This window comes from Streptomyces sp. XM4193 (assembly GCF_023072595.1).
Taxonomy (GTDB): Bacteria; Actinomycetota; Actinomycetes; order Streptomycetales; family Streptomycetaceae; genus Streptomyces.
The window spans coordinates 590,941-602,894 of sequence record NZ_JALLGK010000002.1; the positions used below are offsets into that span (position 1 = coordinate 590,941).

Consider the following 11,954-nt stretch of genomic DNA (forward strand, 5'->3'; position numbering starts at 1 on the left):
CCCCGCTTCGCCACCCCTGCCGGACTCCGCCCCGCGTCGCCGGAGGCGCGGCATCGGCGACGCCGGCCGCCGGCGAACAGCGGCGACGGTCGCGACATCGGACGCGGCGCGGTCCCGGCCGCTTCACGTCCCGCGCCCTGCCGGACCGGGGTGCGGTCGGCCGACCCGTGACCGGTGCCCGGGCGGTGTGCGAGCATGAGAGCGGAGCAGCGCCGGGTGAGCAGTACGAGACCAGTGCGAACGCGGTGGCGAGAAACGCTCCCTGGACCGGAATAGATCCGGGAACTCGTCTGTTGCATCAGGCGGCAGAGCAGTCCGTACAACCCGGGAGAGAAGCAGATGTCCGTATCGGACGAGACCGCCACGACCACTGACGGCATCATCGTGTCCGACGCCGCCCAGGCGAAGGTCAAGGCCCTGCTGGAGCAGGAGGGCCGGGACGACCTGGCACTGCGCGTCGCCGTTCAGCCCGGTGGCTGCTCGGGCCTGCGATACCAGCTGTTCTTCGACGAGCGTTCGCTCGACGGCGATGTCGTGAAGGACTTCGACGGTGTGAAGGTCGTCACCGACCGGATGAGCGCCCCGTACCTGGGCGGCGCCTCCATCGACTTCGTCGACACCATCGAGAAGCAGGGCTTCACCATCGACAACCCCAACGCGACCGGCTCCTGCGCCTGCGGCGACTCCTTCAGCTGAGTCGCGGGGCGCGCGTTTGCCGGGCCCCGCCGAAGTCGCGGAGCACCGGCGGGCGTTGAGTGGCACCGACGCACAAGAAGGGCGGGCTTCCCCATCGGGGAGGGCCCGCCCTTCCTGCTTGCCGCCCCCACAGCGGCTCGTCCGCACAGGCTCGTCCACGCAGGGCTCGCCCGCTGCTCGCGCGGCTCAGCGCCGGGGCAGCTCCTTGCCCTTCTCGTCCACCACATCGCGGTCGCCGACCGGTGCGTCCAGCTTCACGGTCTCCTCCATCGCCTTGGCGATCTTGATGCAGACCCCTCCGGGATCGCGCGGCTTCTCCGTCACGGTGATCCGCACCCGCTCGCCGCTCTCCTCGGCCTTCACGCCGTAGTCCGAGCAGGCACCGCCCCAGAAGTGGACGGTCAGCTCACGGTCGCCGGAGCGGTACGGTTCCACGCCCTCGCCCGGGGGCGCGGGGTCGGTCGGCTTGCCGGTCCCGGGGTGCCCCGGCTGCGAACCGCTGCCCGCGTTCCCCGAAGTGCCGTCCGTACGGCTGTCCTTCGCCAGGAACTCGGGCTCGACCGCCGGATGGCTCACCGACTTCCCCGCGCCCAGTTCGAAGCTCCAGGAGGGGACCAGCACCCGCTTGCCCTGCGAGGAGTACGCCGCCAGCACGAACGAGGCGTCCACCACCTTCGCCGGACCGCCCTTCGGCCCCTCGCACGGCTCCTTGACGCACTGGATCTCGGCGTGGTGGACGGGCCGGTGCCTGTTCAGCTCCGCGAGGGTCTGTTCGGCGTCGAGCACCGGGTACTCGGCGCCCTCGGTCAGCGGCGCCAGCGCCCCGTGACCGCGTACGAGCTTCCCGTCCGAGCCGATCGTCAGCCGGGTGTCCCAGCCCTCGACCGCCAGCCCGTCCAGCGTGGGCCGCGCGGTGACCGTGCGGAGTGCGCCGTGGGTGGTGGAGCTGTCCAACTCGGCCTTCTCCAGGCCCAGTACGCGCAGCACCGGCTCGGCGGCCTTCCTCGCCGCACGCTCGGAGACCGGCTTCTGGCCCTCGGAGCGCTCGTCGCCGCCGGCGTCGCCCGGCTCGGACCCGACCGGGGTGTCTGGCCCCGCGCCCGTCGAGGGGCAGCGCGGCGGCTTGTCGGGCTGCGGCAGCTTTCCGCACCGCGGTTCGGCGCCGGGGGAGTAGCGGCTGAACGACCACTGGCCCTGGCGGCCCTCGGACGTACCGCTGACCCGCAGTGCCGGGCCCGACCGGCCCTTGCCGACCACCCAGGTCTCGCCGCGCTTGTCCGGCTCGCCCTTCGCGCCGAGCTCACGGGCGAGGTCGGTCACGGACTTCTCGTCGACCTTCGCCGGGCGGTAGACCGGGGCCCGGTCCGGTCCGCTGTCGCTGTCGCCGGTCAGCTCGTAGGAGGGCGGGTTGCTCTTGTCGGGCTCGCCGGTGGTGCCGTGGCCGTCCAGCTTCAGCGGCTCCGGATCGTCCTCGCGCTGTGCGGCCGGGGCGTCGGAGGAGTTGTCCGAGCCGACCTGGGCCTGCGCGAAATAGGTGCCGCCCGCCGCCAGGACCACCGCGGCGGCGACGGAGACGGCCGCGAGCCTGCGCCGGCGCGGCTTCTGCGCGCCGTCCCGCTCGTCCTCGCCGTGGGTGTGGGCTTCGGTGCTCACCACTGACTCCTTCGACTCCGGATGCCCTGACAGCGGTGGGACGAGCCGTGGTGGCGAACGGTTCCCCCGGACTCCCGCGCAGCGGGGCCCGGGCGCACCGAGGCGGAGTGGAACGGGCGGTTCGAAGCCGTTGGGCCGGCCGTACGGCGAGCCGTTGGATCAGTCGCCGTAGTCGGACATTCCGTCGAGCATCCGGGCCGACCGCTCGGGGACGCGTACGCCGTGCAGCCGCGAGTGCGAGACACTTTCCCGGGCCGGGCTCACGCCGGCGCCGGCCGGGGTCCAGCGGGCGGACATGCGGGCGCAGTCCCGGCGGAGGTCGTCCATCGACTCGGGCTCGGGAGCGTGGGTGTAACGGTCGGCGGCAGAAGGCACTTGCTTCGTCATGCGGATCACGCTACGCACCCCGAGAGGGGCTGGTAAGCCCTACTTTCGGGTAGTTTCAGGGACTCGGGAAATATCCTCCGAACGGGTAGCGTGAAGCGTCCACACCGTCGCCCTCCTCGGGAGCAGCCCGCCGTGCGTATCGCCGTCTCCGGTTCCATCGCCACAGATCACCTGATGACGTTCCCCGGTCGCTTCGCCGACCAGCTCGTGGCCGACCAGCTCCACACCGTCTCGCTCTCCTTCCTGGTGGACTCGCTCGACGTCCGCCGCGGCGGCGTCGCACCCAACATCTGCTTCGGCATGGGCCAGCTCGGTGCCAACCCGGTGCTGGTCGGTGCCGCCGGCTCGGACTTCGCCGAGTACCGCGCCTGGCTCGACCGCCACGGCGTGGACACCCAGTCCGTGCGGATCTCCGAGGTGCTGCACACCGCCCGCTTCATCTGCACGACGGACGCCGACCACAACCAGATCGGCTCCTTCTACACCGGCGCGATGAGCGAGGCGCGCAACATCGAGCTCCAGTCCGTCGCCGAGCGCGTCGGCACCCTGGATCTGGTGCACATCGGTGCGGACGACCCCGAGGCGATGATGCGGCACAGCGAGGAGTGCCGGAAGCGGGGCATCCCCTTCGCCGCCGACTACTCCCAGCAGCTGGCCCGCATGGGCGGCGAGGAGATCCGCGCACTCACCGAGGGCGCCGCGTACCTCTTCTCCAACGAGTACGAGTCGGCGCTGATCGAGAGCAAGACCGGCTGGACCGCCGCCGAGGTGCTCGAGCGCGTCGGTACGAAGGTCACCACCCTCGGTGCCAACGGCGTCCGCATCGAGCGCGTCGGTGAGCCGACCATCGAGGTCGGCTGCCCGCAGGAGGAGTCCAAGGTCGACCCGACCGGCGTCGGCGACGCCTTCCGCGCGGGCTTCCTCTCCGGTCTCGCCTGGGGCGTCAGCCTGGAGCGGGCCGCGCAGGTCGGCTGCATGGTGGCCACTCTCGTCATCGAGACCGTCGGCACCCAGGAGTACGAGCTGCACCGGGCGCGTTTCCTGGAGCGCTTCACCACCGCCTACGGCGACGAGGCCGCGGCCGAGGTGAAGAAGCACCTGGGCTGAGTCCGGCAGCGGAAGTGACGGGGCGGGGGCTGCGGCTCCCGCCCCGTATCCGTGTCCGCTCCCGCGCTCGCGGCCGCTCCTGAACACGGCAGGGCGCGACGCTACTGCTCCCGGGCCACCCGGTGCGTCGTGCCCTCGGAGCCCAGATAGCGGTGGCCGCGCATCCGGCACCAGGCCGGGATGTCCAGCCGGGCAGCCTCGTCGTCGGCCAGCACCGTGACGATCCCGCCGACCGGAACCCGGTCGATCACCTTCGCCAGTTCGATCACCGGGATCGGGCAGCGCCGCCCCAGCGCGTCGACCGTGAGCCCGGCCGGCGCACCCGCCGCCGCGCCGTCCGGGGCTGCCGTGCCGTCCGCGACTGCCGTGCCGTCCGGGGCCGCCGTGCCGTCCGCGACTGCCGTGCCGTCCGGGACTGCCGCGCCGTCCGCCGCCCCGGTGGGCGGGTCGAGTCGGGCGCGTACCGAACGCACCGCCTCCGGCAGCGCCGCGAGGAACGCGTCCACCTCCGCCCCGGTCGTGCCCGGCGGCAGCGAGACCCGTACGTTCCCCTCGGAGAGCACGCCCATCGCCCGCAGCACATGAGAGGGCGTCAGCGTGCTGGAGCTGCACGAGGACCCGGAGGAGACGGAGAACCCCGCCTCGTCCAGGGCGTGCAGCAGCGACTCGCCGTCGGCGTAGAGGCAGGAGAAGGTGACGAGGTGGGGGAGGCGTTCTCGCGGGTGTCCCACCACCTCGGTGTCCGGGACGAGTTGGGGCACCGCCGTCCTGATCCGGTCCACCAGCGTGCGCAGCCGTTCGCTCTCCCCGGCGGACTCCGCGCGCACGGCACGCAGCGAGGCCGCCGCGGCGACGATCGCGGGCAGGCCGGGCGCGCCGGGCATCCAGCCGCGCTCGCGCTCGTCCTGCGGGCCCGTCGGGGCGAACCGGGTTCCCTTGCGCACCGCGAGCAGGCCGACGCCGGCGGGGCCGCCCCATTTGTGTGCGCTGCCCGTCAGCAGCGACCAGCCCGCGGGCGGGGTCTGCCAGGCCAGCGTCTGTGCGGCGTCGACCAGCAGCGGCACCCCCGCGTCCAGGCAGTACGAGGCGACCTCGGCCAGCGGCTGAACGGTCCCGACCTCGTGGTTGGCGGACTGGAGGCAGAGCAGCGCCGCACCACCGTCCTCCTCGGCCAGCGCGTCGCGCACCTCCTCCAGCAGTACGCGGCCCTCCCGGTCCACGCCGAGCCGGTAGACCCGGCCGCCGCCGGCCTCGTGCGCCTCGGCGGCGTGCAGCACCGCGGAGTGTTCCACCGCCGAGACCAGCAGCCGGTTGCCCACCCGCCGACGTCCCGTCAGCGCACCCGCCACCGCGGTGTGCAGCGCGCGGGTGCCGGACGGAGCGAAGACCACCTCGTCGGGACGGCAGCCGAGGGATTCGGCGGTGCTCTCCCGGGCGGCGTCCAGCAGCAGCCGGGCGCGACGGCCCTCGCGGTGCAGCCGGGTGGGATCGGCCCACCCCTCGTCCAGCGCGGCGAGCATCGCCTGCCGTGCGACGGGGTGCGGAGGGAGACCGGAGGCGGCGTCGAAGTAGGGCACTCGACGACGCTAGCGCGACCCTCGCGGAGGAGGGGAATCCGCGTCAGAAGACCCCCGCGAACAGGGCATTCCACTCCTTCGGAGGGACCGGCGGCGCGTTAGTGACCCTCCCCGCGCAGCGCCAAATTGCGTCCAGTAGGGTTTGGTCCGCATAAACATCCAAACCCTGCCCGCGCCAGGGCCGGCGCCGGTCATCAAGGGCCGCGCCAGGCCGAGCGGGCGAGACTCTCGGGAAGGCGCTACGTGAGTCCCAACGGCTCCGACCGCTCGTCGCGGCGCCCGATGCGGCGGACCCTGCCGCAGGTGCTGGCTGCGGGCCTGGTCCTGGCGACCGCCACCGGTTGCACATCAGAAGACCTCCCTCGCCTCGGTATGCCGACCCCGGTCACCGAGGAGGCGCCACGGATTCTCTCCCTGTGGCAGGGCTCCTGGGTCGCCGCGATCGTCGTCGGCGTACTGACCTGGGGCCTGACCCTGTGGAGTGTGTACTTCCACCGGCGTTCCAGGACCAAGGTCGAGGTTCCGCCGCAGACGCGGTACAACATGCCGATCGAGGCCCTGTACACGGTGGTTCCGCTCATCATCGTGTCGGTCTTCTTCTACTTCACCGCTCGCGACGAAGCGAAGCTCCTGGAGACCTCGGACAAGCCGGCCCACGTCATCAACGTGGTGGGTTTCCAGTGGAGCTGGGCCTTCAACTACGTCGAGGACGTCGACGGGGACGCGAGTACGGGCAACGCCGCGGAGGAGAAAGAACTCGCCGCCATCCCGGACCGTATGAAGAAGGCCTTCCCCGAGGGCGCCGAAGGCGTCCACGAGGTCGGCAACCCCGGCGTGCGCAACCCGCAGAACAACAACCCGGGTCCGACGCTCTACCTGCCCAAGGGTGAGAAGGTCCAGTTCATCCTGACCTCTCGCGACGTCATCCACTCCTTCTGGGTGGTGCCGTTCCTGATGAAGCAGGACGTCATTCCGGGCCACACCAACCGCTTCGAGGTCACCGCCACCAAGGAGGGCACTTACATGGGCAAGTGCGCCGAACTGTGCGGCACGGACCACTCCCGGATGCTCTTCAACGTCAAGGTCGTCTCTCCGGAGAAGTACCAGGAGCACCTTGAGCAGCTGAAGGCGAAGGGCCAGGAAGGCTACCTCCCCGCGGGGATCCCGCAGGCAGACTCGGCTAGGAATGCGGAGACGAACAACCCGTGAGTATCGTCAACGAACCCCAGGGTGCCACCGCGGCACCCGAAGCGCCCGAGGGCGCGGTGCCGGTGCGGCGCAAGGAGCCCGGCAACATCGTGGTCAAGTGGCTCACGACCACTGACCACAAGACGATCGGCACGATGTATCTGATTACGTCGTTCGTCTTCTTCATCATCGGCGGCGTGATGGCGCTCGTGATGCGCGCCGAACTCGCCCGCCCCGGCTCGCAGATCGTCTCGAACGAGCAGTTCAACCAGCTCTTCACCATGCACGGCACGGTGATGCTGCTGATGTTCGCGACTCCGCTCTTCGCCGGCTTCGCCAACTGGATCATGCCGCTCCAGATCGGCGCCCCGGACGTGGCGTTCCCGCGGCTGAACATGTTCGCCTACTGGCTCTACTCCTTCGGTTCGCTGATCGCGGTGGGCGGGTTCCTGACCCCCAACGGCGCGGCGAACTTCGGGTGGTTCGCCTACTCGCCGCTCTCCGACGCGGTCCGCTCCCCGGGCGTCGGCGCCGACATGTGGATCATGGGTCTGGCGCTCTCCGGCTTCGGCACGATCCTCGGTGCGGTCAACTTCATCACCACGATCATCTGCATGCGCGCACCCGGCATGACGATGTTCCGGATGCCGATCTTCACCTGGAACGTGCTGCTCACCGGTGTGCTGGTGCTGCTGGCCTTCCCGGTGCTGGCCGCCGCGCTGTTCGCGCTGGAGGCCGACAGACAGTTCGGTGCGCACGTCTTCGACGCCGCCAACGGCGGTGCGTTGCTCTGGCAGCACCTGTTCTGGTTCTTCGGCCACCCCGAGGTGTACATCATCGCGCTGCCGTTCTTCGGCATCGTCTCGGAGATCGTCCCCGTCTTCTCGCGGAAGCCGATCTTCGGTTACATCAGCCTCATCGCCGCGACGATCGCCATCGCCGGTCTGTCGGTGACGGTCTGGGCGCACCACATGTACGTCACCGGCGGTGTGCTGCTGCCGTTCTTCTCCTTCATGACGTTCCTCATCGCCGTACCGACCGGCGTGAAGATCTTCAACTGGATCGGCACCATGTGGAAGGGGTCGCTGAGCTTCGAGACCCCGATGCTGTGGACCATCGGCTTCCTGGTGACCTTCACCTTCGGCGGTCTGACCGGTGTCATCCTGGCCTCGCCGCCGCTGGACTTCCACGTCTCGGACTCCTACTTCGTGGTGGCCCACTTCCACTACGTGGTCTTCGGAACCGTGGTGTTCGCGATGTTCGCCGGATTCCACTTCTGGTGGCCGAAGTTCACCGGCAAGATGCTCGACGAGCGTCTCGGCAAGATCACCTTCTGGACGCTGTTCATCGGCTTCCACGGCACGTTCCTGGTGCAGCACTGGCTGGGTGCGGAGGGCATGCCGCGTCGTTACTCGGACTACCTCGCCGCCGACGGCTTCACCGCGCTGAACACGATCTCCACGATCAGCTCGTTCCTGCTCGGCCTGTCGATGCTGCCGTTCTTCTACAACATCTGGAAGACGGCCAAGTACGGCAAGAAGATCGAGGTGGACGACCCCTGGGGTTACGGCCGCTCGCTGGAGTGGGCGACGTCCTGCCCGCCGCCGCGGCACAACTTCACCAGCCTGCCGCGGATCCGTTCCGAATCCCCGGCCTTCGACCTCCACCACCCGGAGATCGCCGCGCTGGACCAGATGGACAACACCGGCCACCAGATGGGCGAAGCCGTCGCTGTCGGTGCGGTCTCGACCGATGACGGCGAGAGCGGCAAGGAGGCCGGCAAGTGAAGATCCAGGGCAAGATGTTCCTGTGGCTGGCCCTGTTCATCCTCGCCATCGCGGTCCTGTACGGGCTGTGGGCGAAGGAGCCGGTCGGCACCAGCGCGCTCTTCATGGCCTTCGGCCTGTCGATCATGATCGGGTACTACCTGGTCTTCACCGCCAAGCGGGTCGACACCGGTGCGGGCGACAACAAGGACGCCGAAGTGGCGGACGACGCCGGCGAGTTGGGCTTCTTCAGCCCGCACAGCTGGCAGCCGCTGGTGCTCGCCGGAGGCTGCGCCATGGCCTTCCTCGGCGTCGTCTTCGGCTGGTGGCTGCTGTTCATCTCGCTGCCGGTGCTGCTGGTCGGAATCTTCGGCTGGACGTTCGAGTACTACCACGGCGAGAACCAGAACCAGTGAGTCGCCCGCTCCGCGCGAGCACTCGCTGAGTGAAAGTCAAGAGTCACCCCCGGAGGGCCTTCCGGGGGTGACTCTTTTGCACGAACAGAACGCGCCCCCGCACGGCCGCGTTCATAGCTTTGCTGCATGAGGCACCGTACGCAGGGATCACCCCGAATCGCGCTGGGCTGTGCGCTGATGGCACCCGTGATGGTGCTCACCGCGTGCGGCGACTCCTCCCACCCACTGGCTTCCGAACCGTACGACGCGGCGAAGCGGGTGAGCCTGGGCGGCGCCGGAAAGGTCCACTCCGGCAGCACGCCCCTCGACCCGGCCGACCCGCTGGTCGTCTCCGCCGACAGCGACCACGACCAGATCACCGATGTGGTCGTCGTCGACGACGCCGGCCGCAGACTCGCCGGCGAACTCTCCGCCGACGGCAGCCGCTGGCGCAGCACCGGCGCGCTGGCCGCCGGCGCCAAGTACTCCGTCAAGGTCAGCACCGAGAAGAGCGGCCGACCGGGCCGCGCCTCGATGACCTTCGACACCAGGGCCCCCGGTGGCAAGGCCAAGAAGCTGGGACTCAAGCTCGGTCCGGACGCGGGCACGTACGGGGTGGGCCAGCCGGTCACCGCCGAGCTCAGCCGCGCCGTGTCCAAGCGCGCCGAACGCCGGGTGGTGGAGGGCGCGTTGGAGGTCGACTCCAGTCCGAAGGTGGAGGGCTCCTGGCACTGGGTCGACGACAAGAAGCTGCACTACCGCCCGAAGGCCTACTGGCCCACCAACGCCCGTATATCGGTCCGCAGCACGCTCTCCGGCCTGCGCATCAGGGACGGCCTGTACGGCGGCGCGAACAAGGCGCTGAAGCTGCGCACCGGGGACCGGGTCGAGGCGGTCGCGGACGCGGCCAAGCTCCGTATGACGGTGAAGAAGAACGGCGAGGTGCTGCGGTCCATACCCATCACCACCGGCAAGGCCGGCTTCCGCACCCGCAACGGGACCAAGGTGGTACTGGAGCGCGAGCCCTTCGTCCGGATGCAGAGCACCAGCATCGGCATCGGCGAGGGCAGCGCGGACTTCTACGATCTGCCGGTGCACTGGGCGACCAGGATCACCTGGAGCGGCGAGTACGTGCACGGCGCGCCCTGGTCCTCCGGCTCGCACGGCGCGGCGAACGTCAGCCACGGCTGCACCGGCATGAGCACCGAGAACGCCAAGTGGTTCTACGACACCGTCCGTGCCGGCGACCTCGTCACCCACACCAACACCGAGGGCGAGGACATGACCGTCTTCGACAACGGTTTCGGTGAGTGGAACCTGAGTTGGGAGCAGTGGCAGAAGGGCAGCGCCCTCCACGACGGGCCGACTCCCGACCAGGACCGGGGGGAGCGGGAGCGCGGCAGCGGGGAGGACGAGGACTCCGAGGCCGAGACCAAGGACGCCAAGCACGCACGCTCGACGGAGAAGAACGGCTCCGACCTCGGCGCCGAACGCGACCTCGGTGGGGCCCCCGCCGACTCCGCCCGCCTGCGCCCCGGGCTCTGAGCATCCCGACCGGGCCGGCAGCGGCCCCGCGCACGACTGGGCGCGACCGTCCACGGGGGCGGTCGCGCCCAGTTCAGTCGTGCCGCGCGTCTGCGGCGTGGCCGGGCTGCGGCTGGCGTGCAGCCGGTCGGCGCGTCTCTCGGGGCCGTGCGACTGCGCGTGCCGCGCACCTGCAGGCGGTTGCCTCGCGGCCGGTACCGCAGGCCGTGGGGCCGAGGAGCGCACGGAGGCGCCTCGGGCCTCAGGCGGCGCTGTGGACGTCTCCGCGCAGCAGACCCGCCAGCGCGTCGGCGAGGGCGACCGGGTCCAGCGGGTGGGCCACCACGGCCTCGGCGCGGCTCCAGGTCGCCAGCCAGGCGTCCTGCGGGCGGCCGATGAGCAGCAGCACGGGCGGGCAGTTGTAGATCTCGTCCTTGATCTGCCGACCCACGCCCATACCGCCTGCGGGAGTCGCCTCGCCGTCCAGCACGCAGACGTCGATTCCGCCCTTCTCCAGCTCGCTGAGCACCGCCGGAAGTGTGGCGCACTCCACGTACTCCACGCTGGGGGCGTCCGCGGCCGGGCGCCGACCGACGGCCAGTCGCACCTGCTCGCGGGTGCTCGCATCGTCGCTGTAGACCAGCACCGTGGCCGTGGACTGCATCGTTCCTCCGCGTTGTCGTACCGGGTCGCCGCCTGGTCTGGCGGTGCGAGACGTCGTGAGTGCCAAGTACGCGGCGTGTGGCGGGCGGTGGGGCCGGCCGGCTCGCACCTGCTCGCAGGCTGTCCGGTCGGTCACCGCGCGCGCCACGATGCGCGTGCCCGGGATGCTACTCCCTCTGGCGCCCCGTCAACACCGTCCGGAACCACCTTCTGTGGCCGGTGATCCCGGGCGTTTGCGCAGCCCACGGGGGATGGACACACCGAAGAGCACCCCCCGAAGTGAGGACGGAATAAGCGACCGACATAATGTCGGCGTGGCGACAGCAACTGCAGTAGAAACCGGGCACGCGCACCCATCGGTCAACCGGCCGAACCTCACCAGCGTCGGAACCATCATCTGGTTGAGTTCCGAGCTGATGTTCTTCGCGGCCCTCTTCGCGATGTACTTCACCCTGCGATCGGTGATGGGAGCCGAGTACTGGACGGAGAAGTCCGACCTGCTCAACCTCCCGTTCGCACTGACGAACACCACGATCCTGGTGCTCTCCTCACTCACCTGCCAGCTCGGCGTCTTCGCCGCCGAGCGCGGTGACGTGAAGAAGCTGCGCAGCTGGTTCGTGGTCACGTTCATCATGGGGTCCGTCTTCATCGGAGGTCAGATCTTCGAGTACGCGGAACTGGTCAAGCACGAGGGCCTCTCCCTCTCGTCGGACCCGTACGGCTCGGTCTTCTACCTGACGACCGGCTTCCACGGGCTCCACGTGGCAGGCGGGCTGATCGCGTTCCTGTTCGTCCTCGGCAGGACGTACATGGCGCGGCGCTTTACCCACCACCAGGCCACCGCGGCCATCGTCGTGTCCTACTACTGGCACTTCGTCGATGTCGTGTGGATCGGCCTGTTTGCCACGATCTACCTGATCAAGTAATCAGGCGCGCGCCCGCAAGACGTATCGACAGACACTGCTCAGAAGTTTCGACGCAGCAGATCCTGACACCGG

The 11,954-nt window shown here is 69.9% G+C and carries 11 protein-coding genes; 7 read left to right on the forward strand and 4 right to left on the reverse strand.

All coding sequences use genetic code 11. The annotated features are described in order from the left end of the window. The first annotated feature begins 339 nt into the window (after nt 1-339). Nucleotides 340-696 (forward strand): iron-sulfur cluster assembly accessory protein, encoded by a 357-nt coding sequence (locus tag MTQ01_RS09805; protein WP_211039779.1) that lies wholly within the window; start codon nt 340-342, stop codon nt 694-696. A 186-nt stretch (nt 697-882) separates the two neighbouring features. Here MTQ01_RS09805 and MTQ01_RS09810 read toward each other — a convergent pair whose 3' ends face one another. Together MTQ01_RS09810 and MTQ01_RS09815 are read right to left on the reverse strand one after the other, a co-directional pair. Further along, complete coding sequence (locus tag MTQ01_RS09810; protein WP_247488666.1) at nt 883-2,349, reverse strand: hypothetical protein; 1,467 nt, start codon at nt 2,347-2,349, stop codon at nt 883-885. Between the two features lie 159 nt (nt 2,350-2,508). Then, complete coding sequence (locus MTQ01_RS09815; RefSeq protein ID WP_247489240.1) at nt 2,509-2,736, reverse strand: hypothetical protein; 228 nt, start codon at nt 2,734-2,736, stop codon at nt 2,509-2,511. Nucleotides 2,737-2,868: 132 nt separating this feature from the next. Here MTQ01_RS09815 and MTQ01_RS09820 point away from each other — a divergent pair, with 132 nt between their 5' ends. Beyond that, entirely contained in the window at nt 2,869-3,843 is a 975-nt protein-coding gene (locus tag MTQ01_RS09820) for a carbohydrate kinase family protein (protein ID WP_247488667.1), read from the forward strand. A 101-nt stretch (nt 3,844-3,944) separates the two neighbouring features. Here the strand turns inward: MTQ01_RS09820 and MTQ01_RS09825 are convergent, their stop codons facing one another. Beyond that, complete coding sequence (locus tag MTQ01_RS09825) at nt 3,945-5,420, reverse strand: cysteine desulfurase/sulfurtransferase TusA family protein (RefSeq protein ID WP_247488668.1); 1,476 nt, start codon at nt 5,418-5,420, stop codon at nt 3,945-3,947. Nucleotides 5,421-5,663: 243 nt separating this feature from the next. Between MTQ01_RS09825 and coxB the strand changes: the two genes are divergently transcribed. The 4 genes from coxB to MTQ01_RS09845 all read left to right on the forward strand — a co-directional run bounded on the left by coxB (nt 5,664) and on the right by MTQ01_RS09845 (nt 10,314). Then, nucleotides 5,664-6,629, forward strand: a complete 966-nt coding sequence (coxB, locus tag MTQ01_RS09830; protein WP_247488669.1) for a cytochrome c oxidase subunit II — start codon at nt 5,664-5,666, stop codon at nt 6,627-6,629. Further along, a complete protein-coding gene (ctaD, locus tag MTQ01_RS09835; RefSeq protein ID WP_247488670.1) occupies nt 6,626-8,395 on the forward strand; it encodes a cytochrome c oxidase subunit I in 1,770 nt (589 codons plus the stop codon). The genes coxB and ctaD overlap by 4 nt, the downstream gene beginning before the upstream one ends. Next, nucleotides 8,392-8,790 carry a cytochrome c oxidase subunit 4 gene (locus MTQ01_RS09840; RefSeq protein WP_247488671.1) on the forward strand — a complete coding sequence of 133 codons (399 nt, stop codon included), beginning with the start codon at nt 8,392-8,394 and terminating at the stop codon, nt 8,788-8,790. The genes ctaD and MTQ01_RS09840 overlap by 4 nt, the downstream gene beginning before the upstream one ends. Before the next feature lie 126 nt (nt 8,791-8,916). Then, the gene (locus MTQ01_RS09845; protein ID WP_374207674.1) at nt 8,917-10,314 is read left to right on the forward strand and encodes an Ig-like domain-containing protein; all 1,398 of its coding nucleotides are present in this window, start codon (nt 8,917-8,919) and stop codon (nt 10,312-10,314) included. A 241-nt stretch (nt 10,315-10,555) separates the two neighbouring features. On the opposite strand, the gene MTQ01_RS09850 is transcribed toward MTQ01_RS09845, so the two are convergent. After that, a complete protein-coding gene (locus MTQ01_RS09850) occupies nt 10,556-10,957 on the reverse strand; it encodes a hypothetical protein (protein WP_247488672.1) in 402 nt (133 codons plus the stop codon). Between the two features lie 313 nt (nt 10,958-11,270). Here MTQ01_RS09850 and MTQ01_RS09855 point away from each other — a divergent pair, with 313 nt between their 5' ends. After that, a complete protein-coding gene (locus tag MTQ01_RS09855) occupies nt 11,271-11,882 on the forward strand; it encodes a heme-copper oxidase subunit III (protein ID WP_247488673.1) in 612 nt (203 codons plus the stop codon). Nucleotides 11,883-11,954: the final 72 nt, after the last annotated feature.